The organism is Mycobacterium sp. IS-836 (assembly GCF_001954275.1).
Classification (GTDB): Bacteria; Actinomycetota; Actinomycetes; order Mycobacteriales; family Mycobacteriaceae; genus Mycobacterium.
The window spans coordinates 1-26,992 of record NZ_MBEU01000094.1; the positions used below are offsets into that span (position 1 = coordinate 1).

The window sequence follows — 26,992 nt, forward strand, 5'->3', positions numbered from 1 at the left end:
GGTCGGGGCCGTATACGCGGTGGCGACGGTTCTCGAGGTGTTCCACGGCGCCGACCTGTTCGGGGTGGTACCGGTCGACGTGCGCGACCGGATCGTGCACCCGTTGCTGGCGATCGTTGCGGCCCTGAGCTTGGTGGTTGCAGGCCGTCGAGCCTCAGTGCGCAGTCGGGACTAGCTACAGGGATATTGCCCGTTGAGCACACAATTCGACGGTGGCGTGTAGGTGCCGGTCAGCACGCCTCGTAGGCCACCCGTGGCTGAACCGCCGGGTGCAATGACCCGATTCCAATTCGCGGGAGAGAGAACATAGTGCGTGCCAGATTGGGTAACGGTGCTATTCCAGGTGTGCACGACCGATTGTCCTGCCGGCATGTCGAATTCGAGCTTCCAATCGCTCAACGGCGCCATGCTCCCGTTGGTGACGGCGAAGCGGGCGATGAAACCCGTCTGCCACGTATGTTCCACGGTGAACGTCGCCGCGGCTGCGGCCGCATGAGCTACCGGGGCGACTGCGAGTCCGAGGACGCCAACCAGCACTGCCGACAGCACTACGTGAAGCGCTGCGCCGCAGCGCTTCACGTAATTCCTCAGTCGGGCCATAGCAGCCAACACTAAAACCAAACAGGCGGTATCGGCCCTCGCATCGCGAGTAAGCTGCAGTACCTTTGCCCAACCGAAACCGACATGAAATCTTGGCCGGATGTACGTTCTCATTTGTCGTTGCGCGACAGCCGCTTCGGAGCTGGCCGCCCGGTTGGCCCATAGCTGATCGATGCCGATCGATGCTGTCCTAGGGCAGTGTTAGCCGAGTGTGCGGTCTGGGGTCCGACGGCTACGGGTGCCGTCACTGCCCCTCACCCTGAACAGCTGGTTGTCGCGATGGCTGACCAACCGCGTCGGACGCACGCCGGCCGACCAGGAACCAGGTGCGCAGCACACCCTTGCCCTTCACCACGACGTCGCCGCGTTCCTCAAATACGAACTCCCCCTTGAGCCGTTCGTACACGTCGAGCGGGACCTGAATCCGCCCTTCGACGCCGGTGGACTCCATGCGGGAAGCGACATTGACTGCATCGCCCCACACGTCGTAGAAGAATCGGCTGGTGCCAACGACGCCGGCCACCATGGGACCGACGCTCAGTCCGATGCGGATGGGCACCTTCTGCCAGATGTGGTCGGTAAGCCTGTTCGACGCGTCGGCCAAATCGAGCGCAAGACATGCGAGCGCCTCCAGGTGATTGGGCCGCGGCTGCGGTACGCCGCTGACCGCCATGTAGCTGTCGCCGGTGGTCTTGACCTTTTCCAGCCCGTGGCGCTCGACGAGACGGTCGAATTCGCCGTTGACGCGGTTGAGTAGCGTCACCAGCTCCTCCGGCGTGGTGCGGCTGGCGCGCTCGGTGAAGCCGGCAATGTCGGCGAACAACACCGAGGCTTCGTCGTACTTGTCGGCGATGATCGTGGTCGTCGGGTCCTTGAGCCGCGCTGCGATAGTGGTCGGCAAGATGTTGGTGAGCAACGCCTCGGAGCGTTCGTGTTCCAGCTCGATCGCTCGCTTCGCCCCGTCCATCTCGCGCTGTGTGTACCAGACCGTCGCCATCACCATTCCGCAGGCGGCGACTGCCGAGATCGCAAAGCCGAGATCCATTGCCCACACCGGCTGCGCGCGGGTGCGAACGGGCCGGACATAGTTGATCGTGATGATCAGAGCGGCACTGCTGGTCACCACAAGGGAGGCCGTCACGATGTGCTCGGTGCCCAGCACCATCACCGCCACGAGCCCCGACATCACGAAGAAGAACGCGACCCCCGTGTGGGTCCCGACCGTCCAGCCGACCACGATCATGAACACGTCGGCGATGCCAACCAGGGTCAGCGGCGCCATCAGCTCACCAAAGCGGTACAGCAGAGGAACCAGCGCGAATATCAGGGCTGCCACGACGTTGAACCCCGCGATGGGCCACAGTCGGGTCGTCATCACTTCAATCACCGCGAAGCTGGCGCAGACCGCGGCGGCCATCCATGTGGTGATGCTGAGGACTCGATGACGCCGGGCCTGGCTGTCTGCGAATTGCCGGTCGCGATCCACTATTGCCGACTTCAGGCGCAGCAGCGGGCCGTAGGGCTCCGCGGCTGCGGCATCTGCGGCATCGACATCGGCTGCCACCCAGAAAGCCTATCGAACCCGAAGCGGGCGTCAGCTGGTATTCGCGCAGGCCGATCAGTCCCTGGACCCGTCGCTGGTGCGCGACGACGGATGCCCTCGTCGGCTCCTCCGGTGCGTACCTGTCCTGCATCATGAGCAAGGCCATGAACCGGTCGTTCATCTCCGTCATCGCCGGAGGCTTCGGCATCGAGGCCGGCCCGACCGAGGACAAGGGCTACGGCGAGCACCGCGAAATCAACGCTGAAGGCGCTGACCGCGTGCCCGCCGCCCGAGCTTCCTCAACTCATGATGAGTCCGAAGTCCCCACTTTCGTGTCCAACATGACATTCAGAGAGGGGAACATGACATGCGAAATGGGAACCGACAACGGACGAACCTCACCGCGCCATGTTGGCGAATCGCGACAGGTGCAGTTGATGGGCGACGGTCACCGTCTTGGTCGGGCCGTTGCGGTGTTTGGCGAGAATGAAATCCGCCTCTCCCCCGCGCGGGTCGTCGCGCTCGAACGCGTCCGGCCGGTGCAGCAGCAGCACGACGTCGGCGTCCTGCTCCAGTGATCCCGACTCGCGAAGGTCGGCCAGCATCGGCTTTTTGTCGGTGCGCTGCTCGGGACCGCGGTTGAGCTGGCTGATCGCGACCACCGGAACCTCGAGTTCCTTCGCCAAAAGCTTGAGATGCCTTGAGAATTCGGACACCTCGACCTGGCGCGACTCGTGCTTCTTGCCCGACGTCATCAGCTGCATGTAGTCGACCACGATCAGCTTCAGGTCGGCTTTCTGCCGCAACCGGCGCGCCTTGGCGCGAATTTCCATCATGGTGAGGTTGGGCGAGTCGTCGATATACAGTGGGGCCTCGCTGATTTCGCTCATCCGCCGCGCCAGCCGCGTCCAGTCGTCGTCGTTCATCCGGCCCGAACGCATATCGGCCAGCTTGATTTTCGCCTCCGCCGACAGCAGCCGCATTACGATCTCGGACTTGCTCATCTCCAACGAGAAGATGACGCTGGCCATCCGGTGCTTGATCGAACACGACCGCAAAAAATCCAATCCAAGTGTCGATTTGCCCACTCCAGGACGAGCCGCCACGATGATCATCTGCCCGGGGTGCAGGCCGTTGGTGACCTCGTCGAGTTCGGTGAAGCCCGTCGGCACGCCGCGCGCCAGACCACCGCTCGAGGCGATCGCGTCGATCTCGTCCATCGTCGGCTGCAGCAGGTCCTCGAGTGGAACGAAGTCTTCGGAAAGCCGACGATCGGCGACGTCGTAGATTTCGGCCTGCGCACGATCGACCACCTCGGCGACATCGGCGCCCTCGGCGCCGGCGTAGCCGTACTGGACCACCCGCGTGCCGGCTTCCACGAGCCGGCGCAACAGCGCCTTCTCGGCCACGATGCCGGCGTAGTAGCCCGCATTGGCGGCCGTCGGCACCGTCGAGATCAGCGTGTGCAAGTACGGCGCGCCGCCGATCCGGCGGAGCAACCCGCGGCGGTCCAGCTCCGCGGCGACCGTCACCGCGTCAGCGGGCTCCCCACGGCCGTAGAGGTCCAGGATCGCGTCGTAGACATTCTGGTGCGCCGGCCGGTAGAAGTCGCCGGGCCGCAGCCGCTCCAGCACATCTGCGATGGCGTCCTTGCTGAGCAGCATGCCGCCCAGCACCGACTGTTCGGCGGCCAGATCCTGCGGCGGCTGCCGGCCGTAATCCTCACTGGGAGGCGAGGCGTCCATGCCCGGCGCTAAGTCATCGACCACCGCCATGGCTCTCACCTCCCTCCGTCACAGAGTATCCGAACATACATTCGACACCCGGTATTGAGAGCGTAAGCCCGGGCACTGACGCCCCCCGACTCAAGCACCCGAATAGCCTTGCGCCGGGACGACGGTAAACGTTGCTGGCAAGTACTTAAAGGGGCCACTGTTCATAACGCTGTGCATCGTGTGTGCATATCCGTCGACACCTGTGTTGAACGGGGTGTGGAGAACCTGTGGATTAATCTCGGGCGTCCTGACATCGCTGCAGATACGCGCAGTACAACACCGCACAATTGGTGTGGACAAGAATCTCTTCGGCGTGTCGCCGCAGGTTACCGTGTCGGGCGTGTTGGCTTTCGGCCACATTTTCGGCACGTTAAGGGCGGGTTAAGGGGCCCCTCCTGGAGGGCACCGGAAATAGTTCGCCAGACCCACCGCTGAACCATCGTCAAAGCGGGCACACAGTGCCCTCGAAGCGCCTAAGATTTGGCGCCGGCCGAGCCGGGCGATCGCCCGTCGGCATCGAGCAAACGCCGCGGGGTTAGCCCTCCGCGACGACCTCGAGCGCGACCTCGACATCGATCTCGGGGTGCAGGTGCACCGACACCGGGTGCGTGCCCACGGCTTTGATGTGCGTCTTGGGCAGCCGGACGATGCGCTTGTCGAGATTGGGTCCGCCGGCCTTCTTGATGGCCGCGACCACGTCACCGGTGGTCACCGAGCCGAACAACTTGCCCGAGTCGGCCGCGGTCTTCACCGGCAGCGAAACCGGGCCGAGCGCCTCGATGGCCGTCTTGATTTCGGTGGCGTGCTCGAGGTCGCGCACGGTCTTGGTATCCCGGGCGCGGCGGATGTCGTCGGCCTGCTTCTGCGCGCCGCGCGAGGCGACAATCGCCAGGCCACGCGGGAGCAGGAAGTTTCGGCCGTACCCGTCCTTGACCTCGACGGTGTCGCCGACGGCGCCGAGGTGGTCGACATCGGCCGTCAAAATCAGCTTCATCGTTTCGTACTTTCGGTTGAGCCTCGGCGGCTATCGCGCCGAGGAGGTGAAGGGCAGCAGGGCCACCTCGCGGGCATTCTTCACCGCGAGCGCGATGTCCCGCTGGTGCTGCACACAGTTGCCGGTCACGCGACGCGCCCGGATCTTGCCGCGCTCGCTGATGTACGTGCGCAGCAGCGCGGTGTCCTTGTAGTCGATCGCTTGTTCCTTCTTGCCACAGAAGACGCATTTGCGCGCCTTCACCGGCTTTTCCGGAGCCGGGCGCCGCTTGTTGGACTTGGCCATGTCTGTCTTTCTTTCGTTTCCTACTGCTGAAGTGTGTTTGATCAGAACGGCGGTTCGTCGTCGCCGCCGCCGAAGGAGCCCGACGCCGGGGCGCTGCCCCACGGGTCGTCCCCGCCGCCGCTGGGTTGCGCTGCCGGCGCCTGGCGCGAACCGCCACCGCCACCGAAGCCACCGCCGCCGGCGCCACTGCGGCTGGCCTTGTTGACCTTGGCGGTGGCGTAGCGAAGCGAGGGCCCGATCTCGTCGACCTCGACCTCCACGACGGTGCGCTTCTCGCCTTCGCGAGTCTCGAAGGAGCGCTGCTTGAGCCGCCCGCTGACGATCACCCGCGCCCCGCGGGTGAGGCTCTCCGCGACGTTCTCAGCGGCCTCGCGCCAGATGTTGCACCGCAGGAACAGCGCCTCCCCGTCTTTCCATTCCCCGCTTTGGCGGTCATAGATCCGCGGCGTCGATGCCACGGTGAAGTTCGCCACCGCGGCGCCCGACGGGGTGAACCGCAGTTCGGGGTCAGCGGTCAGGTTTCCGACAACGGTGATGGTGGTGTCACCAGCCACAATTTCCTCCTGGATCCGCCTGGAGACGATCGATGGTCATGAGCATGTTCCTCGCTGAGCCTACGCAAGCCTGACGACAGCGGGCAGCCAGCGCCGCCCTTGAGGTCCGCTTAGTGCTTATCGGTGCGCATCACCTTGGTGCGCAGCACCGACTCGTTGAGGCTCAGCTGTCGGTCGAGCTCGGACACCGTCGCCGGCTCGGCCTTCAGATCGACGACGACGTAGATGCCTTCGGCGTGCTTGGCGATCTCGTACGCCAGCCGCCGCTTACCCCAGATGTCGACCTTGTCGACGGTGCCGCCGTCCTTGCGGACGACGTTGAGGAACGTCTCCAACGACGGAGCGACGGTTCGTTCGTCGAGCGTGGGGTCAAGAATGACCATGATTTCGTATGGACGCATGGAAACCTCACCACCTCCTCTGGTCTGCGCGGCCACGGTCGATCCGTGGCAGGAGGGTCGCCTGCGTCGGCAACCGCCCCAGGGTACCGGAAGGTGCTCTGCGCAGCGAAATCGTTACTGCCGGGCGCGCAGGTATTCGTTGGCCCGGGCCACGGTCGCCTCGTCTGCCTTAGCGAGCGCGCCCGAATCGAACGGCGGCTGGGGGTCGTATTCGATGAGAAGCTGCGCGGCCTGCGCCGCCTGACGATCGACGAGCAGTTCAACCAGGCGCAGCGCCATGTCGATGCCGCTGGACACCCCCGCGGCGGTGATGATCCGCTCTGGCAGATGTTCGACGACGCGTTCGGGCACATAGTGCGCGCCCAACTCGTTGAGCAGGTCCGCGGCCCGCCAGTGCGTCGTCGCGGTGAGCCCATCGAGCAGACCCGCGCCGGCGAGTAACAGCGCACCGGTGCACACCGAGGTGGTGAATGCGGTGCTCGGGTGTACCGAGTGCAGCCAGGCGCGAATTGCGTCGTCGTGAATCAGCCCGCGGGTTCCGATGCCGCCAGGGAACACCACGACGTCGGGGGCGCCGACTTCGTCGAATGTGGCGTCGCACGTGATGCCCAGCATCCCGTTTTCGGTGCGCACCTCGCCGCGGCGGTGCCCGACGAATACCACATCGATCGATGGAATGCGTTGCAGCACTTCGTAAGGCCCGACGGCGTCGAGCGCGGTGAAGCGCGGAAAAAGCGGAATCGCGACCTGCGTCATGGCTGGCTCGCGGCGGCCGCAGTTTCCGCGCCGCTTTCGGCGGGTTCGGGCCGGTGTCGCTGTGCGGGCGGGCGTAGCCAGTCCGGCAGCCAACCGGGCGGGGCGTCGGGGGCGCGGTCGAAAGGCCCGCCCGCCGGATCGTCCACCCGTCCACCCCAGCGCACCAGGTCCTCGTCCGGCCGGTAGATCTGCCGGATGACCAACGCGCACAGCGCCATGACCGCGATGTCGCGCAGCAACACCGTCGTCGTAAAGAACTGCTCCGGCAGCGCGCGGTTCGGGTTGCCGTACAGGAAATACATGCGCGGCACCCACACCACCGCGTCGATCGTCATCCACGCCAGAAGTATTCGGCGGTGCGGCAAGGCCAGCACGGCCAGCGGTACCAGCCAGAGGGAGAACTGCGGGCTCCACACCTTGTTGGTCAGCAGAAACGCCGCCACGACCAGAAACGCCAACTGCGCCACCCGCGGCCGTTGCGGAGCGGTCAGAGCGATGAAAGCGATTGCCGCGCAGCACAGTACGAACAGCACCGCAACAACCGTGTTGAGCACCGTGGGCGGTTCCCAGAAACCAAGCTTGGGATCGAAACCGCGCCAGCCGGTGAATGATTTGACGACGTTGTAGAGCGAGTCCATGTCGTCGCCGCGGCGGGTGTTGAGCCGGAAGAACTCCGACCATCCTCGCGGAAAGAGCAGCAACACAGGTAAATTCACCAACGCCCAGGTCGCCGCGGCGGCCGCGGCGGTGCGGGTCCAGGCACGAAGGCGCCCGGTCCGTATTCCCAGCACCAGCATCGGGCCGAGGAACAACAGCGGGTACAGCTTGGCCGCGGCGCCCAACCCAATGAGCGCGCCAGCCAGGACGGGTTTGCGGCGCGCCCATGCCAGCAGTCCCGCGAGCGCGAATCCCGTTGCCAGCGCATCGAAGTTGGTGAATATCTGAAAGATCAACAGTGGTGAGGCCGCCACCAGCGCCGCATCCCAGATGCGACGGCCGGAAAGGCCCGCGGTCGCCCAGACGGTCGCGAGCCAGGCCAGCGCCAGGCCGAAGGCCGCGACGTCGAAGAACACCACCACCTCGGCGACCACCGGAAGGGGGGCTACCTTGCTCAGCGCGGTGTAGGTTTTGGCCACCGCCATCGACGCGTACTGATAAAGACCGGTCAACACCGGATACTCCATGTATCGCACCGCCGGCTGGCCGTCATAGCGGTTCTGCGGCGAACCGTTGTTGTCGCTTTCGATCCAGCTCGACTTGTACGGAAACTTGCCCTGGCTCAACAGTTCCGCGCCGTAGAGCGGCACCGTGTCGGAGTAGCACAACTCGTAGTAGGCGCGTTGGTTGTCCCAGTTGGCAACCCGCTGATCGCCGGTCCCGGTACCGGTGCTCTGCAGGCAGGCCGCCTTCGTCGACCAGCCGAGGGCCAGAAACACCAGCCCGATCAGAAACATGACCCGCAGCGGAGTCATCAGCCGGGCGCGCCCGATCAGCGCGTGCCGACCCACCGGTCCGCCGATGACATCCGCCAGGGCGGCACCCAGAGAATCGGTGTGGCTTGGGCAATCGCGGTTGCCGGCGCTACGCAAATCCGCGGCCAGCGGTCGCGGCGAAATGGCGCTCTGCTGCCGAGCGCCGGTCACGGTGGCGGCTGGAGGAATGGCGGGCCCCCGGGCGGTGGGCCACCCGGCTGGGGACCGCCCGATTGGACGCCACCCGGAGCCTGTGGTGGCGACGGCGCGACCGTGATCGTCGTGGGTGGACCAACGGGGATGGTGATCCCCGGCGCTACCTCGACGGTGGGCTGGATGACCTGCTCGGACGGCGGCGGGGGCGGAGGAGGCGGCGCGGCGGGCACGCCGGCGTAACCGCCGATCTCGCTCGGTTTGGGGAAGGTCTCATTCGAGGTGCCCTTCAGCGCGCCGTCCATCGTCGCCTTCCAGATGTCCGACGGCAGGCCCGAACCGTAAACCTCTGCGCCCGAAGCGGTTACCAGTGGCACGTTGTCTTGGACGGTGCCCACCCATACAGCCGTCGAGAGCGACGGCGTGTATCCGACCATCCACGCATCCTTGTTGGCTTTGGTGTCACCCAGCTGCACCGTGCCGGTCTTGGCGGCCGACGCGCGCCCGCCGGCCAGGGAGTGGCCACGCGAATAGGCGGCGATCGGCTGCATCGCCGCGGTGACGTTATCCGCCACGCCCTTGTCGAGACGTTGCTCGCCGTTGTTGTCCGAGCCACCGGCGTCGAAAAGGACTTGCCCATCGGCATTGACGACCTTTTGCACCAGATGCGGCCGGTGATACACACCGGACGCCGCCAGCGTGGCGTAGGCCGACGCCATGTCGATCGGTCGAGTTTGGTACTGCCCCAACACGATCCCGTTGTTCGGTGGCCCGCCCTTGCCATCCTCGGACAGCGTGTGCTCGACGCCCGGGAAGCTTTTCGCGATACCGGCTTGGTGCGCGGCGTCCGCGACCGCCTGCGGCCCGTTCTTGAGCTTGAGCATCAGCCGGTAGTAGGCGGTGTTGAGCGAAAGCTTCAGCGCCTCAGCGATGTTGCAGGTTCCGCAGCTCTCGCCGTCGACGTTGGTGATCTTGATGCCGTCCACCGTCAGCGGGGAACTGTCGACCTGGTAGCCCAGGCCGATCCCCTGCTGGAGTGCCGCAACAAGTGCGAACACCTTGAACGACGATCCGGTCTGCAGGCCGGCCTGAGCGAAGTCGAAACCGTTGGCATCGGTACCGCCGTAGTAGGCGCGTATCGCGCCGTTGTGCGGGTCGATAGACACCGCGGCGGACCGCATGTCCGGGTCTTGCCCGTCGAGGTATTTCGAGACCGCCTTCTCCGCCGCCTGCTGGGCTTTCGGGTCGATGGTGGTGGTGACCTGCAGACCCTGCGTGTTGAGGGTCTGCTCGTCGATGTTGAACAGCTCCATCAGTTCCCTGGTCACCTGACGCTCGATCAGCCCGTTGGGGCCGGTCGTCTGATTCTGCGCGCGGGCCTGATCGGGCGGCACCGTGGGCGGAAAGACTTGTGCCGCGCGATCACTCGGCGACAGCGTCTTGGTTTCCACCATGCCATCCAGCACCCAGTTCCAGCGGGCCGCGGCACCCTTTGGATCGACGGCCGGGTCCAGTGAGGACGGGCGCCGAATCAGTGCCGCCAAGAGTGCGCCCTCGGCCACGGTGAGCTGCTCGACGGGCTTGTTGAAGTAGGCCTTGGCGGCGGCCGAAATCCCGTAGGCCCCCCGCCCGAAGTAGATGATGTTCAGATAGGCCTGCAGCACATCGTCTTTGGACCACTCCCCCGACATCTTGGTGGCAATGACCAACTCCTTGGCCTTGCGCAGCAGTCCACTGAACCCGTGTTGGGCGGAACCGACCAGGGCGTTCTTCACGTACTGCTGAGTGATCGTCGAACCGCCCTGCAGATCGCCGCCGCCAAAAAGGTTGTTGTTCACCGCCCGCGCGAATCCGCTAAAAGAAAAGCCCGGGTTGGAATAGAAGTTGCGGTCCTCGGCGGCGATTACCGCCTGGCGCACGTGCACCGGCACCTGGTTGATGTTTACATCGACCCGATTGCCTTCCGGGGGAATGATTTTCGCGATCTCCGAACCATCGCTGGCCAGGATCGTCGAGACCTGGTTGGTCCGGATGTTGCCCGGTTTGGGAATGTCGACGATGAAGTACGCCATCGTGAAGGTGACGATCGGCAGCAACACCAGCACCGCCGCGGTGAGGTAGGCCGCGCGGCGCACCCACCGCCAATTGATCTGGTCGACCCAGCTCCAGTCCGGCCGCGGCCCTGCAGCCCGCGGGTCCGGTCCGATCGGATCACCGGGCCCACCGGGCCGGCGCGGTGGAGGCGGTGGTCCGGCCGGTGGCCGCTGACCGGACATGGGACGGTGGCGCCGCCCAGGCGTTGGCGAGCGGCCGTCGAGCGCGGCCTTGACCTCATCGATCGCGTCGGTCGGCAGCGGTTTCGACGGCGGAGCGTCCAGCGCGGCCTTGACCTCATCGAGCGGATCGCGCCGCCTGGGGCTCCGGTCGTCGACGACGGGCGGAAGGATCGTCGTCATCCGGTCGTCGGGAGGAAGCGGCCGACGGGGGCGGGGCTCCTGGGGCGCGCCATCGTCCGGGCGGTCGGTGCTCGCATGCTTGCCCACGCGCTCAGTCGCTGGCCCGCTCGCCTCACCGGACGACTGGTCGTGGCGCCCTTCGTTACTCAATGGCCGTGCGGGCGCCGTTGCGCGCAGTCCGGGTGCCGCGCGTGCCCTTTGGCGGGCGTGCCGCGCCGAGCACATACGACTTGACCAGATGATTCCAGCTGCAGGTTCGGCACACCTCCACCACGTGGACCGCGAACTCGTCGTACCGGGTGGCCAGCAAGACCAACTCTTCGGCCGTCCGCGCAGAGCCCGACACCGCGCCCAGGTGCTCGCCGAACACCCACGACACCAATGTGAGCTGCTCCTTGCGGCAGATCGGGCACATCACCTGGCTGGTTTTTCCGTGAAACTTCGCGGCGCGCAGCAAATAGGGGTTCGCGTCACACACCTCGGACACACCGGTGCGGCCGGAGTACACCTCGGCCAGCACGGCGCGCCGCCGAAGCGCGTAGTCCACCACCTGTCGCTGCAGTCGCACGCTGACCAGAGTACGTCGCGATGCCGGCCGCCGATATGCAACCAACGCCGTCGCTCTGGCTGAGGCGCCGTAATCGCTCGTCACATCCGGTGCCGAACTCGGCTCGGCCTTCTACGATCATGGCCGTGGCGAAATGGTTGGGAGCACCGGTCGGTGGCGGGACGACGTCGACCACCCGCGCCAAGGACACCGATCGGCAAGACGCCTGCGCGATTCTCGACAACGCCCTGGGCGACGGTGAACTGTCCGGGGAAGAACACCGGCAACGAGTCAGCGGCGCCACCAATGCGGTCACGCTGGGTGATCTGCGGGCGCTGTTGGCCGACCTGCAGGTGAACAACGCCCCGGCCAAGCTGCGGGGCGCCAAGCCGCCGACGAAAGTCAGCGGATGGGTCATGCTGGTCGCCGCGTTCGTCGTCTCGGTGCTACTGGGAGTCGGAATCGGATGGGGCCTCTACGGCAACGCCGGCTCGCCGCTGGACTTCGGCAACGGCCGCGAGGACCCCGGGGCCAAACCGGACGGAGTGGCCCCCGTCGTGCTGACCCCGCCCACGCAGCTGCATTCGGTCGGCGGGCTTACCGGCCTGATGGAGCAAACCCGCAAGAGGTTCGGGGATACCGTCGGCTATCGGCTGGTGATCTACCCGACGTATGCCAGCCTCGACCGCCCCGACCCATCCGACGACCGACGTGTGCTCGACTACACCTACCGCGGCGGGTGGGGCGATCCGACCAGTTCCGCCAAGAGCTCCGTCGATGGGCCTGTGACGGCGGATCTCAGCAAGTTCGACATCGCGGCGACCGTGGGCATCATGCGCGGCGCCCCCGAAACCCTGCACATGAAGCAGGCCGACATCCGAACCATGTACCTGATCATTGAGCCCGGGAAGGATCCCACGGCGCCGGGGGCACTGTCGCTGTCCCTGTACGTTTCCAGCGATTACGGCAGTGGTTCGATCACATTCGCGGGCGACGGCACCGTCAAGCGGTTGGATTTGCCCACCTAGACGGCCTATCCGGTGACCCCCGGCCGGGCACATTTCGCGGTGATCAACAGCACACCAACACCAGGTGCTGTTGTGGCTAATATATCGAAACGATACGATGACGCGAGGCGTCGGACCGTCGTAACCAGCCAAGCAAAGGGGGTGAGTCGATGCTGGAGCTCGCCATCCTGGGGCTTCTGATCGAATCGCCCATGCACGGTTACGAGCTAAGGAAACGGCTGACCGGCCTACTCGGCGCCTTCCGTGCATTTTCGTACGGCTCGCTCTACCCGGCCCTGCGGCGCATGCAGGCCGACGGGTTGATTGCCGAGGATGCCGCCCCGGCCGGGACTCCGGTCCGGCGGGCAAGGCGCGTCTACCAACTGACCGAGGCGGGCCGTCGACGCTTCGGTGAGTTGGTGGCCGACACCGGTCCGCACAACTACACCGACGACGGCTTCGGGGTACACCTGGCCTTCTTCAACCGCACCCCGGCGGAGGCGCGGATGCGCATTCTGGAAGGCCGCCGCCGCCAGGTCGAGGAACGCCGAGAAGGTCTGCGTGAAGCCGTGGCGCGGGCCAGCAGCTCGTTCGATCGCTACACCCGCCAGCTTCACCAACTCGGGCTCGAGTCCAGCGAGCGCGAAGTCAAGTGGCTCAACGAGCTCATTGCTGCGGAACGGGCCATGCCTGGCCTCACCGAGCAGACGTAACCCCCTTGCACAAACCCGAATACAGCGACACCACGTTATTGAGTTAGGAGAACGCCCTAATGAGTGAGCAACACGCGCCAAAGGCGTCGACGGATGTACGAGTCGCCATTGTCGGCGTCGGAAACTGCGCGTCCTCGCTTGTTCAGGGCGTCCAGTACTACTACGACGCCGACGCGAACAGCACTGTGCCGGGCTTGATGCACGTGAAGTTCGGCCAATACCACGTTCGCGACGTGAAGTTCGTGGCCGCGTTCGACGTCGACGCCAAGAAGGTCGGCTTCGATCTGTCCGAGGCGATCTTCGCGTCGGAGAACAACACGATCAAGATCGCCGACGTGCCGCCCACCAACGTGACGGTGCAGCGCGGCCCGACGCTTGACGGCATCGGCAAGTACTACGCCGACACCATCGAGGTGTCCGACGCCGAGCCGGTCGACGTGGTCAAGGTGCTCAAGGAGAACAACGTCGACGTGCTGGTCTCCTACCTGCCGGTGGGCTCCGAGGAGGCGGACAAGTTCTACGCCCAATGCGCGATCGACGCGGGGGTGGCGTTCGTCAACGCGTTGCCGGTGTTCATCGCCTCGGACCCGGTGTGGGCCAAGAAGTTCGCCGACGCGGGCGTCCCGATCGTCGGGGATGACATCAAGAGCCAGGTCGGTGCCACCATCACCCACCGCGTGATGGCCAAGTTGTTCGAGGACCGCGGCGTGCAGCTCGACCGCACCATGCAGCTCAACGTCGGCGGCAACATGGACTTCCTGAACATGCTCGAACGCGAGCGGCTGGAGTCGAAGAAGATCTCCAAGACCCAGGCCGTGACGTCCAACCTGCAGCGCGAGTTCAAGACCAAAGACGTGCACATCGGCCCGTCCGATCACGTCGGCTGGCTCGACGACCGCAAGTGGGCCTACGTCCGCCTGGAGGGCCGTGCATTCGGTGACGTACCGCTGAACCTGGAGTACAAGCTCGAGGTGTGGGATTCGCCGAACTCGGCGGGCGTCATCATCGACGCGGTGCGCGCCGCGAAGATCGCCAAGGACCGCGGCATCGGCGGACCGGTTGTGCCCGCTTCGGCGTACCTCATGAAGAGCCCGCCGCAGCAGTTGCCCGACGACGTCGCGCGCGCCCAGCTCGAAGAGTTCATCATCGGGGCGTAGTGGGTCGAGCGTCACGCCAGCGTGACGCATAGAGTCGGAGATCGTGACCGAGATCTCCGAGGACGAACTGGTTGGACTGCACGAGTTCGCGCTGCTGTCCGAGAACGCCGAGCAGGCCGGGGTTTCAGGACCTCTGCCGCAGGTGCGGCGGATCGATTCCGGTCCAATTAGCGCACTGCAATGGGGTGACTCGCCGTCGCGGATCGTTTTCCTGCACGGCGGCGGGCAGAACGCGCACACATGGGACACGGTCATCGTCGGCGTCGGGGAGCCGGCGCTTGCGGTCGACCTTCCCGGTCATGGACATTCCGCCTGGCGTGAGGACGGCGACTACTCACCGCAGCACAACGCCGAGACCCTGGTGCCGGCGCTGCGCGAGCTCGCACCGACCGTCGACCTTGTGGTGGGCATGTCGCTGGGCGGGTTGACCGGGATACGGCTGGCCGCTGTCGCGCCCGAGCTGGTGCCGGAATTGGTCCTCATCGACGTGACCCCGTCAGCGCTGCAACGGCACGCCGAGCTGACCAAAGAGCAGCAAGGCACCGTCGCGCTGATGCACGGCGAGCGGGAGTTCCCGAGCTTCCAGGCGATGCTGGACCTCACGATCGCCGCCGCGCCGCACCGCGAGGTGACGGCGCTGCGCCGGGGCGTGTTCCATAACTCCCGCCGGCTCGACAACGGAAATTGGACGTGGCGCTATGACGCCATCCGAACGTTCCCCGACTTCGCCGGCCTGTGGGACGACGTCGACGCCCTGTCCGCGCCGATCACATTGGTGCGCGGCGGCTCATCGGGCTTCGTCACCGACGACGACGCGGCCGAACTCCGAAGGCGCGCAAAGCATTTCCGAACTGCACACGTCGTAGAGAATTCCGGGCACTCGGTGCAAAGCGATCAGCCGCGCGCACTGATCGATCTGGTGCGCGGGGTGCTCGAGGCACACTGAGACTACGGTTGCACACATGACTGCTGAGCGCCCCATCCGCATCGGCGTGCAGCTGCAACCGCAGCACGCCCCGCATTACGGCCATCTTCGCGACGCCGTGCGCCGCTGTGAGGACATCGGCGTCGACATCGCCTTCAATTGGGACCACTTCTTCCCGCTCTACGGGGATCCCGACGGCCCGCACTTCGAGTGCTGGACCATGCTGGGCGCCTGGGCCGAGCAGACGTCGCGCATCGAAATCGGCGCGCTGGTGACGTGCAACTCCTACCGGAATCCGGAGCTGCTGGCCGACATGGCCCGCACCGTCGACCACATTTCGGATGGCCGGCTCGTCCTGGGCATCGGATCGGGCTGGAAGCAAAAGGACTACGACGAGTACGGCTACGAGTTCGGCACCGCGGGCAGCCGACTCGACGACCTGGCGGAGGCCCTGCCCCGGATCAAGGCGCGGCTGGCCAAGCTCAACCCGGCGCCCACCCGTGACATCCCGGTCCTGATCGGCGGCGGGGGTGAACGCAAGACCCTGCGGCTCGTCGCCGAGCACGCGAGTATCTGGCACAGCTTTTCCTCGGCCGACGAGTTCCCGGCCAAGTCGGCAGTTCTCGGACGCCACTGCGCCGACGTTGGGCGTGACCCGGCCGAAATCGAACGCTCGGCCGCGGTTGGAAACTCAGGCTCGCTGATCGGCGACGCCGAAACCCTCGTCGGCCTCGGCGCCACGCTGCTGACGGTCGGCGTCAACGGCCCGGACTACGACCTAAGTGCCGCCGAGTCACTGTGCAAGTGGCGCGATAAGCGCTAATCCCTCGATTCGAGGTTTGCTCCAATTCATCGGCGAAAAACCTGCACGCGCGTGCCAAGTCGTGAGAAACTTTCCTCCGCTGATTGCAGGTGCACATTCTGAAAGAGACTGATGCCGAAGAAATACGGGGTCAAAGAAAAAGACCAGGTTGTTAACCACATTCTCAACCTGATATTGACCGGGAAGCTGCGCAGCGGCGACCGCGTCGACCGCAACGAGATCGCGCTTGGGCTGGGCGTAAGTCGTGTCCCCATTCAAGAGGCGCTCGTGCAACTCGAACACGACGGCATAGTCTCCACGCGCTATCACCGGGGAGCTTTCGTCGAGCGGTTCGACGAGGCCACGGTCCTCGAGCATCACGAACTCGACGGTCTGCTCAACGGCATAGCGTCAGCCCGCGCCGCGGAAAACCCGACGCCGCGGATCCTGGGACAAATCGACGCGCTCATGCGATCGCTGCGCGGCGCGAAGGAAGGGCGGGCCTTTTCCGAAATCGCTCGGGAATACCGCCGCACCGTCAACGACGAGTACGCGGGCCCGCGGCTGCACGCCACCATTCGCGCCTCGCAAAACCTCATCCCGCGCGTGTTCTGGATGACATACCAGAGCAGCCGCGACGACATGTTGCCGTTCTACGAAGACGAAACCTCCGCCATCTACCGGCGCGACCCGGAAGCCGCCCGGGCCGCATGCATCGGTCGCTCCCACTTGATGGCCCAGACCATGCTGGCCGAACTGTACCGGCGCAGAGTATTCACCCCCGCCGAAACCGTTGGCGCCGCGCCTCTTCGGATACTCGCCGGCGTCGACGCCGCCTGCGCCGAGCCGTCGATCGCGCTCTGAAAAGAGCGGCCCAGTCATCACTTTGCGAAACGGGATGCAAAGTCGTGAAATCCGGTTCTAAAACTGGTCGGCAATAGCTACCTTGTACGCACCCGATATCCGGTTAGACTGCCAAACTATGGCGGACAGCACTTCCACCGTGCCCGAAGTGACGGAGCTTGCGGAGGGATTGCACCGTGCGCTGTCCAAACTGTTTTCGATTCTGCGCCGCGGCGACCCCAGCGGTGCCGTGGCCGGCGACCTAACGCTGGCGCAGCTCTCGATCCTGATCACGTTGCTCGATCAAGGGCCCATCCGGATGACGGATCTGGCCGCACACGAGCGCGTACGGACGCCCACCACGACAGTGGCGATTCGACGGTTGGAGAAGATCGGGCTGGTGAAGCGCTCGCGCGACCCGTCGGACCTGCGCGCCGTGCTCGTCGACATCACCCCGCGTGGGCGCGCGGTCCATGCCGAGTCGCTGGCCAACCGGCACGCCGCCCTCGCGGCGATGCTCAGTCAGCTGCCCGAGTCCGACTTGAACACCCTGATGAAGGCGCTGGCGCCGCTGGAGCGCCTCGCCTCCGGCGAAGCTGCGCCCACCCCTTCGGGGGAATCGACCGCGTAAGCGGCCGCGAAACTGACTGTTTCGCAACGTCATTGGTGGCGTCCGTAGACTGGCGGCATGCCCACTGCTCTCATCACCGGGGCCGGCGGCGGTATCGGTTCCGCCATCGCCACCGCGCTGGCGCCGACGCACACACTGCTCTTGGCCGGTCGGCCCTCCGATCGCCTGGATGCCATCGCGGAGCGCCTCGACGCCACAACGTTTCCATTGGACCTGACCGATGCCGACGGGATCGAATCCAGTTGCGAAATCGTGGATGCCCTCGACGTGCTAGTGCACAACGCCGGTGTCTCGATCCCGGGCCATGTCGCCGAGTCGGGTGTCGAAGAGTGGCGCGCCACCTTCGACGTGAATGTCTTTGGCGCGGTGGCTCTTACGCTGGCGCTCTTGCCGGCATTGCGGAGCGCCCGCGGTCAGGTGGTGTTCGTCAACTCCGGCGCGGGGCGCAAGGTCTCGCCGGGCATGGCATCCTATTCGGCCAGCAAGTTCGCGTTACGCGCGTTCGCGGACTCGCTGCGCGACGACGAGCCGGAATTGCGGGTCACCACGATATATCCGGGCCGCACCGACACGACCATGCAGCGTGAACTGGTCGCGTTCGAAGGCGGCGAGTACGACCCCGCCAACTTCCTGCGGCCCGAAACCGTCGCTGCCGCGGTCGCCAGCGTGGTGGCCACGCCGCCGGACGGCCACATCCACGAGGTGGTGCTCCGACCTAGACGGGTCTAGACGACCAGATTGACCAGCCGGCCCGGAACGACGATTACCTTGCGCGGGGTGGCGCCAGCGAGGAACGCCTGGACCTTTTCATCGGCAAGCGCGGCGGCTTTCAGGATGTCCTCTCCGGCGTCGGGGGCCACCACCACCCGACCGCGTACCTTGCCGTTGACCTGCACCGGGTATTCCACGGTGTCCTCGACGAGATAGGCCGGGTCGGCGGCCGGAAACGGGCCGTGCGCCAACGACGTTGCGTGGCCAAGGCGTAGCCACAACTCCTCGGCCATGTGGGGGGCCAGCGGCGCCAACATCAGCACCAGCGGCTCCACCGCCGAGCGGGGCACCGAATCCCGATGCGCTTTGGTCAGGTGGTTGGTGTACTCGATCAGCTTGGCGGCCGCGGTGTTATTGCGCAGTGCCGCATAGTCTTCCGTTACGCCGGCGATGGTGCGGTGCAGCGAGCGCAGTGTGCCGGTGTCCAGGTCTTGCTGGCCGGCGTCGTCGGCCACCCTTGTTTCGCCCGTGCCCTCATCGACCACCAGCCGCCATACCCGCTGCAGGAAGCGGTAAGCACCGACGACGTCCTTGGTGGCCCAGGGCCGGGACGCCTCCAGCGGGCCCATCGACATCTCGTACACCCGCAATGTGTCCGCACCGTATTCGTCGCAGATCTCGTCGGGCGAGATCGAATTCTTCAGGCTCTTACCGATTTTGCCGAATTCCTGAAAGACTTCGATTTCGCCGTCGGGCCCCGGATAGACGAAGCCGCCGCCGCGTTCGATCACCTCGTCCGCCGGGACATACGATCCGCGAGCATCGGTGTAGGCGAAGGCCTGGATGTAGCCCTGGTTGATCAGCCGCCGATAGGGTTCCCGGGAGCTCACATGGCCGAGGTCGTACAAGACCTTGTGCCAGAACCGGCAATACAGCAGGTGCAGCACCGCGTGTTCGGCGCCGCCGACGTACAGGTCGACGCCGCCCGGATCGTCCGGGCCGTGTTCGGCCGGCCTGGGCCCCATCCAGTACGCCTCGTTTTCCTTGGCGCAGAACCGTTCCGAGTTATGCGGGTCGGTGTAGCGCAGCTCGTACCAGGAGCTGGCCGCCCACTGCGGCATCACGTTGGTGTCGCGGGTGTAGAGCTTCGGGCCATCGCCCAGGTCAAGCTCGACGTGCACCCACTCGGTCGCCTTGGCCAGCGGCGGCGACGGCTCGCTGGCGGCGTCGTCGGGGTCGAACAACACCGGCGAATAGTCCGGCACATCGGGCAGCTCGACCGGCAACGCCGCCTCGTCCAGCGGATGTGGGCGACCGTCGCTGTCGTAGACGATCGGGAACGGTTCACCCCAATAGCGCTGCCGTGCGAAAAGCCAGTCGTGCAGTTTGTATTCGATGCGCGCCCGGCCGCGGCCTTCGGCTTCCAAGCGGGCGATGATCGCTTCCTTGGCCGCCGCCACGTCCATTCCGTCGAGGTGGCCGGAGTTCACCAGCACGCCGTCACCGGTGTATGCCGCCTCCGAAATATCGCCGCCCGCAATGACTTCCACGATCGGCAGGTGCAGCTCTCGGGCGAATTCCCAGTCGCGCTGGTCGTGGCCGGGGACCGCCATGATGGCCCCGGTACCGTACCCGGCCAGCACGTAGTCGGCGATGAAGATCGGCACGGGCTTTCCGTTGGCGGGGTTGGTCGCGTAGCTGCCCAGGAAGACGCCGGTTTTGTCCCTGCTCTCCTGGCGCTCGAGGTCTGACTTCGCGCGGATCGCACGCCGGTATGCCGCGACGGCCTCAGCGGGGGTGGCGGACCCGTACGTCCATGCGGGATCCACCCCGTCGGGCCAGGCGGAGGCGACCAGGTCGTCGACCAGATCGTGTTCGGGGGCCAGCACCAGATATGTGGAACCGAACAGGGTGTCGGGCCGGGTCGTGAACACCTCGATATCGGTGACGTCGCCGTTGGTTTTGGTCGCGGAAAACAGCGCCTGCGCACCCCGGGATCGGCCGATCCAGTTGCGCTGCATGGTTTTGATCTTTTCCGGCCAGTCCAGCAGCTCGAGGTCGTCCAGCAGCCGGTCGGAATAGGCCGTGATACGCATCATCCACTGCCGCAACCGTTTCCGGAATACCGGGAAGTTACCCCGGTCGCTGCGCCCGTCGGCGGTGACCTCCTCGTTGGCCAGCACCGTGCCCAGGCCCGGACACCAATTCACCATCGCGTCCGCTCGGTAGACCAACCGGTAGCCGTCGATCACGTCGGCCCGCTCCCCCGCCGACAGCTTCGTCCAGTCCCGGCCGTCGTCGAGGGGGCGGGCACCGGAATCGAATTCGGAGATCAGCTCGGCGATCGGGCGCGCCTTGCCCGCCGCGGTGTCGAACCAGGCGTTATAGATCTGCAGGAAAATCCACTGAGTCCACTTGTAGAAGTCGACGTCTGTGGTGGAAAAGCTTCGCCGGCTGTCGTGACCAAGACCCAGCCGGCCCAGCTGGCGCCGGAAATTCACCACATTCGCCTCGGTCCGGGCGCGCGGATGAGTACCGGTTTGCACCGCGTATTGCTCGGCGGGCAGCCCGAAAGAGTCAAAACCTAACGCGTGCAGCACATTACGCCCGGTCATGCGGAAGTAACGGGCATAGACGTCGGTGGCGATGTAACCCAGCGGGTGCCCGACGTGCAGCCCTTCGCCGGAGGGATACGGGAACATGTCCTGCACGAACAGCTTGTCGTCGGGCACCGGCGAACCGTCGCTTGGAGCCAGCGAGCCGACCGGATTGGGCACGTTGAACGTCCCGAGCCGCGCCCAGTTGTCCTGCCAGGCGCCCTCGATGCGGCCCGCCAGCTCCGCGGTGTAGCGGTATGGCGGCGCGTCGGAGTCCGTCGGAGCGCGGGCCGGGTTGCTCCCGGGCGCGCCGGTCGGGGATTCGGTCACCTGAACAGGGTATAAGGGCGGCCTCGGCAGTCCCGCCGGCCACAGGTTGGTCTCGGTTGCGTTGCGCGCCGATCAGAGGTTCATCCCAGGTCTATTTCGGCCCTATTCACGGTGCTTGACCACTGGTTACAGTCGGCCTCTGTAGTAACGCCTGAGCCGTTGGGAAGGACCGACGCCATGATTCAGATCACCCCGAATTACCGGGTTTTAGGGGGTCTGGTGGCCGGCCTGATCGGCGTCGCGCTTTTCTCGGGCGCCCAGGCCTCGGCGGAGCCCTTGGTTCCAGCACCCCCACCGATGCCCGTCGGCCCCGGTGCCGCCGCGCCGGCGCCACAGAATGTCATCAGTCCCGGCGCGGTCAACGGGAACAGATTCACCGCCACCCCGCCGTCGGCGAACCCATTCAATCCGCCCAATACCGCGGCCGCACCCGCCGCCCCGGGACCCGCTGCCGCGGCTCCGGTGCCGCCCTCGGCGACGCCGGCCGTCTCCGGGACCATCCGTGAGTATCTGCAAACGAAGGGCGTCAAGCTCGAGGCGCAGAAACCGCAGGGATTCAACGCTCTCGACATCACCCTGCCGGTGCCGCCGCGGTGGACACAGGTACCCGACCCCAACGTGCCCGATGCGTTCGCGGTGATCGCGGACCGGCAGGGCAATAGCGTGTACACGTCGAATGCGCAGGTCGTGGTCTACAAGCTGGTCGGCAACTTTGATCCCAAGGAAGCCATGACGCACGGCTACGTCGACAGCCAGAAGCTGCTCGCGTGGCAGACCACGAACGCCTCGATGGCCGATTTCGGCGGCTTCCCCTCGTCGGTCATCGAGGGCACATACCGCGACGGCGACATGTTGCTCAATACCTCGCGGCGCAACGTCATCGCCACCTCGGGTCACGACAAGTACCTGGTCACGCTGTCCGTAACCACCGATCGCACGCAGGCGGTCGCCGACGCACCCGCCACCGACGCGATCGTCAACGGGTTCCGGGTGGCCGTGCCCGGGGCCCCGCCCGCCGCGCCCGGGGCGTCGGCCCCCGCGCCTGCCCGGGCGCCGGGTAACGCGCCGGTTGCGGTTCCGGGGCAGACCGCCGGTGCGGCGCCCGTCGGGCTGCCGGGGCAGACCGTGAATGCGGCACCCGTCGGACTGCCCGCACAAGCGGCGGCGCCAATGCCGTCAGCGCAGCCCAGACCCAACTTATTGACGATGGTGCCCGGCCTGCCGCCGCTGCCGAACTTCAGTTTCCTCCAGCAGCGCTGACGCGGCGCCGACCCGAGCCCTGTGGAGCCGGGCGCGCGGATCGACGGCAGGACTCGTATTGTGAGCCCATGCTGATCGCGGGTCTGGTGTGCGTGTGTGCGGCGGTGGCTTCCGCCGGATTCGGAACCTGGTCGCTCTCCCACAGCCAGACGGTTGGCACCAAGCAGCTGGCGCTGCGCGCCTTGGCGCCGACACAGCTGGCCGTCGCGATCATGCTGGCCGCCGGCGGTGTCGTCGCGCTGGCCGCCTCCCCACAGACCGCCTTGGTGGTGGTGATCGTCTGTGTCGTAGGCGCTTTCGGCACGCTCGCCGCCGGATCATGGCAGAGCGCGCGCTTCGCGCTACGCCGGGAAGCGGCCTCGGCCGGCTGCGCCGGCAACTGCACAATGTGCACGCAGGCCTGCAACTGAAAATGCGTAGCGGTTGAGCCTTAGTTTCGGCTGATGTCGATCGGGTGGGTCGCCAGCAATGAAAGCGGCAGCGGCTGGCGGCGCAGCACCTGCCCCCACAAGTCCGCCCTCGGGCCGACAAGAACGTCGGACGGCAACGCGGACAACACAATCCAGTCGTCCCGCTCGATCTCGCCTTCGAGCTGACCGATCGTCCAGCCCGAGTAGCCGGCGAAGATTCGCACTCCCTCCACCAGGGGCGCGATCAGGTCGGGCTCGGCGTCCAGGTCGACCATCACCATCCGTCCGGCCACATGCCGCAGGCCCGGCACGCCGTCGGGGTCGGCGCCCACCCGCAACGCGGCCAGACAAAGGGCCGCGTCACGCTTGACGGGCCCTCCGATGAACATCGTCTTCGGTTTGGCGGCGAGTTTGGCCCACTGCGGCAACACGTTGTAGACCGCGGTCTCGCTGGACCGGTTGAGCACCACGCCCAAGGTGCCCCCGTCATTGTGCTCGACGATGTAGATCACGCTGCGCCGAAATGTCGGCTCCAGCAGGTCGGTGTTGGCCAGCAGCAACGTACCCGCACGCACGCGCTGCGCGGCGGGTGCGACATAGTCCTCTGGATCTTCAGGCGGCACGTCACCATCATCGCACCCCGGGAGCGCCGTCCGGTGGAAACGGGTCCGCCCCAGCCATATTTGTACTGTTATTGCAGCGGCGTCGAGATCGGCGGCCCGCGTCCATAATCGTGGAAGTCGGTTCTGTGGTTCAAACCCGGATGCGCACGCACCTACGCGTCGAACTATGGCGGTCGGTGCGCGGCTTGCCGGATTTCTGGCGATTGCTGCAGCTGCGCATGGCGAGTCAGTTCGGCGACGGCCTGTTCCAGGCGGGGATGGCCGGAGCGCTGCTGTTCAACCCCGACCGGGCCGCGGACCCGATGGACATCGCGCGCGCGTTCGCCGTGCTGTTTCTGCCTTACTCACTGCTGGGACCATTCGCCGGGGCACTGATGGACCGCTGGGATCGGCGGCTTGTCCTTGTCGGCGCCAACATCGGCCGCCTGATATTGATCGCCGGAATCGGCACGATTCTCGCTGTCCGGGCCGGCGAAATGCCGCTGCTCATCGCAGCATTGGTCGCCAACGGCTTGGGCCGGTTCGTGGCATCGGGGCTATCGGCGTCGCTGCCACACGTCGTTCCGCGCGAACAGGTGGTGACCATGAACTCGATGGCCACCGCCGCCGGTGCCGTCGCCGCCTTCCTCGGCGCCAACTTCATGCTGGTGCCGCGCTTTGTCGTCGGCGCCGGCGATAGGGGAGCGGCGGTCGTCATTTTTCTCACCGCGATCCCTGTGGCGACGGCGTTGGTGCTGTCGTGGCGGTTCGCGCCCCAGGCGCTCGGCCCGGACGACACCAAACGCGCGATCCACGGGTCGGCCGTCTATGCGGTGATCACGGGCTGGCTGCACGGCGCGCGCACGGTTGTGAGCTACCCGACCGTGGCAGCAACACTGTCCGGCCTCGCCGCGCACCGCATGGTGGTCGGCATCAACTCGCTGCTGATCTTGTTGCTGGCCCATCACATGAAACATCCGGCGGCCGGCGGGCTGGGTATCGCGCTGGTGTTCTTCGGCGCCTCGGGGTTGGGAGCATTCCTGGCGACAGTGTTGACCCCACCCACGGTCCGGCGCTGGGGGCGCTACGCGGCCGCCAACGGCGCGCTGACCGCGGCCGCGCTGATCGAAGGCAGCGGGGCGGGGCTGTGGCTTCCCGTGATGGTGGCATGCAGCTTCTTTCTCGGCGTGACGGGCCAGATGATCAAGCTGTGCGCCGATTCGGCGATCCAGATCGACGTCGACGATGCATTGCGCGGCCACGTGTTCGCGGTACAGGACGCCTTGTTCTGGGTTTCCTTCATCGTCTCGATCACGTTGGCCGCGACCGTGATTCCCAAAGACGGGCACGCGCCCGGGTTCGTGCTGTTCGGATCGGCGCTGTATCTACTTGGGCTGGTCGTTCACAGCATCGTCGGCCGGCGCGGGCAGCCGGTGAACGGTGGCTAAGGTGAGGCGATGATGGCGGGACCCGGACCGATTGTGGCCGACTTGCGTGCGGAGAGCGACGACCTCGACGCGTTGGTGACGCCGCTTCCGGCCAATCGCTGGGCCGACCCCACGCCGGCGCCCGGCTGGACCATCGCACACCAGATCGGACACCTCCTCTGGACCGACCGGGTTGCCCTGACCGCGATCACCGACGAGGCCGCATTCGCCGATCTGCTGGCGGCCGCGACCGCGGATCCCGTTGGCTTTGTCGACGCCGGTGCCGAGGAGCTGGCAGCCGTGGCGCCCGCCGAGTTGCTTGCCGACTGGCGGGGGACCCGCGCCCGGTTGCACGAGGCGCTGCTCTCGGTCGCCGACGGGCGCAAACTGCCGTGGTTCGGGCCGCCGATGAGCGCGGCGTCGATGGCCACCGCGCGGTTGATGGAGACCTGGGCCCACGGACTGGACGTCGCCGATGCCCTGGGTGTCACGCGGCCCGCCACGGATCGGCTCCGATCGATTGCGCACCTGGGGGTCCGGACCCGCGATTACGCGTTCATGGTCAACGGTCTGACACCGCCGGTCGAGCCGTTCCTGGTCGAGCTGCGTGGGCCCGGCGGGGACACGTGGTCGTGGGGACCGCCGGATGCGGTCCAACGTGTGACGGGCTCGGCGGAAGACTTCTGCTTCCTGGTCACCCAGCGGCGCCCGCTGAGGACTCTGGATCTCGCGGCGGTCGGTGCGGACGCGCAGCGGTGGTTGGAGATCGGGCAGGCCTTCGCCGGCCCACCGGGTCCCGGTCGCTGAGCGGCTTACGACCTACGCGTCCTGCGGATCGGTCGGGTCGCCGCCGACCACGACCCGCGCTCGCGTCACGGCGGCTTCCTTGTCCGATTCGCCTCCGGCGCCACGGGCCAGCATGCCCGCCGGCGACATCGGCATCGCGCTACCGCCCATCCCGGTTGAGGCGGTGGGACCGCGCACCTCGGCGGCGTTGAGCACGCCCGCGCGCAGGCTGGTCGGCCTGCCGCCGGTCTCCGGCTCGAAACTGCTGGTGGGGCGCGTGTAGCTGGTGAGTGCGGTACCAGGGAATCCGCCGACTCCACCGCCGACGCCGCCCACACCCGCGGCACCAGCTCCGCCCGCGCCCCCGGCACCGGCCAGCACGGGTTCCGCAAGCGCACCGGCCGAAGCGGCGTTCGGCGCCCCGGCTGCCGAGAACATCCCCGTCATTGATGACATGAGCCCCTGCGGCATGCTGCCGAAGCTTTGAACCGCCTCCATCGGCGCCTTGAACGCATCCTGCAGCGGTTGCATCAACCCGGACACCATCGACATGGGCTGCTGCATCAGCGAACTCATCGAGCTACCCGCCTCCGCAGGTGCCGACCCAGCCTCTCCCGCGGTTTGGCCAGCCTGGCTGGACGCCTGCACGGCGTTTTGCATCCCGCTCGTCGCCGCGGATTGGGCCACCGACGCGGCCGCCGCCGCTGGGGCAGCCGGCGACGCACCCATCGGAGCCAGGGGCGGGGGAACGGCCAGCGCGGCGGACAACACGCTTAGCGCAGCGGAATACGCCCAGCCCACGCTCGAATTGTGCGGCCAGTGATGCCCGTAATATTCGCCGTTTCGTTCAAGGATTCCCGGAGTGTTTTGACCGAAAAAGTTCGTGGCGGTCAACACCTCTGTTTCCCTGCGGTTGGTTGTGGGCACCACCGAAGGGATCACCGATGACCGCGCGATCGTAAAGGCCTCCACGGCGGACTGCGTGACGCTGATCTTGTGCGCCGTCCAGCCCACCAGGGTGTGCAATCCGACGTTGAGCCCGGTGTTGGCGACCAGGGAGGCGAGCGCGCTAACACCGTGCCAGCTCGCGGACGTTGCCATCGCGTTGACGGTAGACAGGCCGGCGGCGAGTTCCTTGTTCGCGGTCTCGGTGACCCACACCGCGTTGTTGGCAATCACCGACGCGGGATTGCCCGCCTCGAAGATCAGCGCGACCAGCTCGGGCGGACCGGTCCACCTGGGATCGGCCATAGTC

General features: G+C 66.3%; 25 protein-coding genes and 2 pseudogenes. 13 read left to right on the top strand and 14 right to left on the bottom strand.

The window, feature by feature from the left end:
* Nucleotides 1–171 precede the first annotated feature (171 nt).
* Together A5747_RS24015 and A5747_RS24020 are read right to left on the bottom strand one after the other, a co-directional pair.
* A complete protein-coding gene (locus A5747_RS24015) occupies nucleotides 172–600 on the bottom strand; it encodes a cellulose-binding domain-containing protein (RefSeq protein WP_076128955.1) in 429 nt (142 codons plus the stop codon).
* Nucleotides 601–844: 244 nt separating this feature from the next.
* On the bottom strand, nucleotides 845–2,164 hold the full coding sequence (locus A5747_RS24020; RefSeq protein WP_076128957.1) for an adenylate/guanylate cyclase domain-containing protein: 1,320 nt from the start codon (nucleotides 2,162–2,164) through the stop codon (nucleotides 845–847).
* An 86-nt stretch (nucleotides 2,165–2,250) separates the two neighbouring features.
* Here A5747_RS24020 and A5747_RS24025 point away from each other — a divergent pair.
* A pseudogene (locus A5747_RS24025) lies at nucleotides 2,251–2,415 on the top strand (NAD(P)(+) transhydrogenase (Re/Si-specific) subunit beta); the annotation flags it as partial.
* Between the two features lie 126 nt (nucleotides 2,416–2,541).
* Here A5747_RS24025 and dnaB read toward each other — a convergent pair.
* From dnaB to A5747_RS24075, 9 genes and pseudogenes are all read right to left on the bottom strand, one after another.
* Complete coding sequence (gene dnaB, locus A5747_RS24030; RefSeq protein WP_076064576.1) at nucleotides 2,542–3,918, bottom strand: replicative DNA helicase; 1,377 nt, start codon at nucleotides 3,916–3,918, stop codon at nucleotides 2,542–2,544.
* Nucleotides 3,919–4,453: 535 nt separating this feature from the next.
* A complete protein-coding gene (gene rplI / locus A5747_RS24040; RefSeq protein ID WP_076128959.1) occupies nucleotides 4,454–4,912 on the bottom strand; it encodes a 50S ribosomal protein L9 in 459 nt (152 codons plus the stop codon).
* 30 nt (nucleotides 4,913–4,942) lie between these two features.
* Nucleotides 4,943–5,197 carry a 30S ribosomal protein S18 gene (gene rpsR / locus A5747_RS24045; RefSeq protein ID WP_076064574.1) on the bottom strand — a complete coding sequence of 85 codons (255 nt, stop codon included), beginning with the start codon at nucleotides 5,195–5,197 and terminating at the stop codon, nucleotides 4,943–4,945.
* A 41-nt stretch (nucleotides 5,198–5,238) separates the two neighbouring features.
* Nucleotides 5,239–5,751, bottom strand: a complete 513-nt coding sequence (locus A5747_RS24050; RefSeq protein ID WP_076064573.1) for a single-stranded DNA-binding protein — start codon at nucleotides 5,749–5,751, stop codon at nucleotides 5,239–5,241.
* 110 nt (nucleotides 5,752–5,861) lie between these two features.
* The gene (gene rpsF / locus A5747_RS24055; RefSeq protein ID WP_044509152.1) at nucleotides 5,862–6,152 is read right to left on the bottom strand and encodes a 30S ribosomal protein S6; all 291 of its coding nucleotides are present in this window, start codon (nucleotides 6,150–6,152) and stop codon (nucleotides 5,862–5,864) included.
* 114 nt (nucleotides 6,153–6,266) lie between these two features.
* Entirely contained in the window at nucleotides 6,267–6,908 is a 642-nt protein-coding gene (locus A5747_RS24060) for a DJ-1/PfpI family protein (protein ID WP_076128961.1), read from the bottom strand.
* A pseudogene (locus A5747_RS24065) lies at nucleotides 6,865–8,551 on the bottom strand (glycosyltransferase family 87 protein); the annotation flags it as partial. The gene A5747_RS24060 and the pseudogene A5747_RS24065, both read right to left, overlap by 44 nt.
* Nucleotides 8,548–11,139: a transglycosylase domain-containing protein gene (locus tag A5747_RS24070; RefSeq protein ID WP_142245719.1), complete on the bottom strand. Its 2,592-nt coding sequence runs from the start codon at nucleotides 11,137–11,139 to the stop codon at nucleotides 8,548–8,550. The gene A5747_RS24070 and the pseudogene A5747_RS24065, both read right to left, overlap by 4 nt.
* Complete coding sequence (locus A5747_RS24075) at nucleotides 11,132–11,557, bottom strand: DUF5318 family protein (RefSeq protein ID WP_076128967.1); 426 nt, start codon at nucleotides 11,555–11,557, stop codon at nucleotides 11,132–11,134. Before A5747_RS24075 ends, A5747_RS24070 begins: the two co-directional genes overlap by 8 nt.
* A gap of 125 nt (nucleotides 11,558–11,682) precedes the next feature.
* Here A5747_RS24075 and A5747_RS24080 point away from each other — a divergent pair, with 125 nt between their 5' ends.
* From A5747_RS24080 to A5747_RS24115, 8 genes are all read left to right on the top strand, one after another.
* Complete coding sequence (locus tag A5747_RS24080) at nucleotides 11,683–12,564, top strand: DUF1707 domain-containing protein (protein WP_076129091.1); 882 nt, start codon at nucleotides 11,683–11,685, stop codon at nucleotides 12,562–12,564.
* 149 nt (nucleotides 12,565–12,713) lie between these two features.
* Entirely contained in the window at nucleotides 12,714–13,256 is a 543-nt protein-coding gene (locus tag A5747_RS24085) for a PadR family transcriptional regulator (RefSeq protein ID WP_076064568.1), read from the top strand.
* A gap of 59 nt (nucleotides 13,257–13,315) precedes the next feature.
* Nucleotides 13,316–14,413, top strand: a complete 1,098-nt coding sequence (locus A5747_RS24090; protein WP_076128969.1) for an inositol-3-phosphate synthase — start codon at nucleotides 13,316–13,318, stop codon at nucleotides 14,411–14,413.
* A gap of 43 nt (nucleotides 14,414–14,456) precedes the next feature.
* Nucleotides 14,457–15,359 carry an alpha/beta fold hydrolase gene (locus A5747_RS24095; RefSeq protein ID WP_076128971.1) on the top strand — a complete coding sequence of 301 codons (903 nt, stop codon included), beginning with the start codon at nucleotides 14,457–14,459 and terminating at the stop codon, nucleotides 15,357–15,359.
* A gap of 16 nt (nucleotides 15,360–15,375) precedes the next feature.
* Entirely contained in the window at nucleotides 15,376–16,161 is a 786-nt protein-coding gene (locus tag A5747_RS24100; RefSeq protein WP_076128973.1) for an LLM class F420-dependent oxidoreductase, read from the top strand.
* 111 nt (nucleotides 16,162–16,272) lie between these two features.
* Nucleotides 16,273–17,004 carry a GntR family transcriptional regulator gene (locus A5747_RS24105; protein WP_076128975.1) on the top strand — a complete coding sequence of 244 codons (732 nt, stop codon included), beginning with the start codon at nucleotides 16,273–16,275 and terminating at the stop codon, nucleotides 17,002–17,004.
* 118 nt (nucleotides 17,005–17,122) lie between these two features.
* A complete protein-coding gene (locus A5747_RS24110; RefSeq protein WP_076128976.1) occupies nucleotides 17,123–17,614 on the top strand; it encodes a MarR family winged helix-turn-helix transcriptional regulator in 492 nt (163 codons plus the stop codon).
* Nucleotides 17,615–17,671: 57 nt separating this feature from the next.
* Complete coding sequence (locus A5747_RS24115; protein ID WP_076128978.1) at nucleotides 17,672–18,343, top strand: SDR family oxidoreductase; 672 nt, start codon at nucleotides 17,672–17,674, stop codon at nucleotides 18,341–18,343.
* On the opposite strand, the gene leuS is transcribed toward A5747_RS24115, so the two are convergent.
* Nucleotides 18,340–21,252 carry a leucine--tRNA ligase gene (gene leuS / locus A5747_RS24120; RefSeq protein ID WP_076128980.1) on the bottom strand — a complete coding sequence of 971 codons (2,913 nt, stop codon included), beginning with the start codon at nucleotides 21,250–21,252 and terminating at the stop codon, nucleotides 18,340–18,342. The two genes, A5747_RS24115 and leuS, sit on opposite strands and share 4 nt — an antisense overlap.
* Nucleotides 21,253–21,429: 177 nt before the next feature.
* On the opposite strand from leuS, the gene A5747_RS24125 reads away from it, so the two are divergent.
* Together A5747_RS24125 and A5747_RS24130 are read left to right on the top strand one after the other, a co-directional pair.
* Complete coding sequence (locus A5747_RS24125; protein ID WP_076128982.1) at nucleotides 21,430–22,512, top strand: LpqN/LpqT family lipoprotein; 1,083 nt, start codon at nucleotides 21,430–21,432, stop codon at nucleotides 22,510–22,512.
* 68 nt (nucleotides 22,513–22,580) lie between these two features.
* Nucleotides 22,581–22,922 carry a hypothetical protein gene (locus tag A5747_RS24130; RefSeq protein ID WP_076128983.1) on the top strand — a complete coding sequence of 114 codons (342 nt, stop codon included), beginning with the start codon at nucleotides 22,581–22,583 and terminating at the stop codon, nucleotides 22,920–22,922.
* 20 nt (nucleotides 22,923–22,942) lie between these two features.
* On the opposite strand, the gene A5747_RS24135 is transcribed toward A5747_RS24130, so the two are convergent.
* Complete coding sequence (locus A5747_RS24135) at nucleotides 22,943–23,545, bottom strand: YqgE/AlgH family protein (protein WP_076128985.1); 603 nt, start codon at nucleotides 23,543–23,545, stop codon at nucleotides 22,943–22,945.
* A gap of 140 nt (nucleotides 23,546–23,685) precedes the next feature.
* Here A5747_RS24135 and A5747_RS24140 point away from each other — a divergent pair, with 140 nt between their 5' ends.
* Nucleotides 23,686–24,972: an MFS transporter gene (locus A5747_RS24140; protein ID WP_076128987.1), complete on the top strand. Its 1,287-nt coding sequence runs from the start codon at nucleotides 23,686–23,688 to the stop codon at nucleotides 24,970–24,972.
* A gap of 12 nt (nucleotides 24,973–24,984) precedes the next feature.
* On the top strand, nucleotides 24,985–25,758 hold the full coding sequence (locus A5747_RS24145) for a TIGR03084 family metal-binding protein (RefSeq protein WP_076129092.1): 774 nt from the start codon (nucleotides 24,985–24,987) through the stop codon (nucleotides 25,756–25,758).
* Between the two features lie 12 nt (nucleotides 25,759–25,770).
* On the opposite strand, the gene A5747_RS24150 is transcribed toward A5747_RS24145, so the two are convergent.
* Entirely contained in the window at nucleotides 25,771–26,988 is a 1,218-nt protein-coding gene (locus A5747_RS24150) for a PPE domain-containing protein (RefSeq protein WP_076128989.1), read from the bottom strand.
* Between the last annotated feature and the right edge of the window lie 4 nt (nucleotides 26,989–26,992).